This window comes from Pseudomonas reactans (assembly GCF_013387025.1).
Taxonomy (GTDB): domain Bacteria; phylum Pseudomonadota; class Gammaproteobacteria; order Pseudomonadales; family Pseudomonadaceae; genus Aquipseudomonas; species Aquipseudomonas reactans.
Genome location: NZ_JACAQP010000152.1, coordinates 1 through 911, shown reverse-complemented (window position 1 = coordinate 911; position 911 = coordinate 1). Strand labels below are relative to the sequence as shown.

Sequence of the window (911 nt, the reverse complement as noted above, 5' to 3'; positions counted from 1 at the left end):
AAATGAATTGCTAGTTGTAGAATATTATTCTCGTCAGACTTAAACCTAACAAAAATAAAATCAACACTAATAAGAATAAGGGTTCGACCCATTTTGCTCCCTTTCGGCGAAGTAAATTAACCTAAGGTTAAGATAAATAAGGGTTTGATCCGGATTTTTCTTCCATTTAGGTATCATAGACCGAGAGGGATATTTTCATTCCTTGTCTACTCTACTCTTTTCTTTCACAGTATTTTCCGTACCACAGCCATTAGGAATAGAGAATCCATATCAAAGAAAGGTCTAACTGTTGGAATAGTTGTATCCATTGCTATTTGATCTATTGTGGTTAGTAAGATCGATGAATTAGGTGAAGGTACGGAAAGAGAGGGATTCGAACCCTCGGTAAGCAAAAGCCTACATAGCAGTTCCAATGCTACGCCTTCAACCACTCGGCCATCTCTCCTACATAATGATTATGACCCAAAAACCTAAAATCGAGTGAATAGTGAATCATTCTAGATTATTGGGTAGGTACAACCAATCAATTCTAACTATAAAGCGATCAAAATCGAAAATTTTGCATCATAGTAAAAGCAGGATCTTTCCTTCTAGGCTGGGGGATAAAGATAAAATTGTTTTCTTACAAAAACTGTTCAAAAAATTCTATTCATGTTTGCAAAAACAATGTTCTCTTCTTTTTTTTTCTGAATTCTCTATTTATACTATACCGACCGGATTAAATCAATAAATTAGAAATTCTAATGAATCAACTGAGCGGGGGGTCTATATTTTGTAGACTATGGTTAATGGATATCTTTAGATCATGATTCTATTTAGACTACGATTCCATATCAGAAGAATTCTCAAATTGCTTTCTAGGCCAGTTTTAGAGTTATCAACAAAAATTCTTATCCCATCTATCTATTACA

1 tRNA gene is annotated in these 911 nt (G+C 34.0%); it reads right to left on the bottom strand.

Annotated features, from left to right (window positions below):
- Positions 1-358 precede the first annotated feature (358 nt).
- Positions 359-445, bottom strand: a tRNA-Ser gene (locus HX793_RS32270).
- Positions 446-911 lie beyond the last annotated feature (466 nt).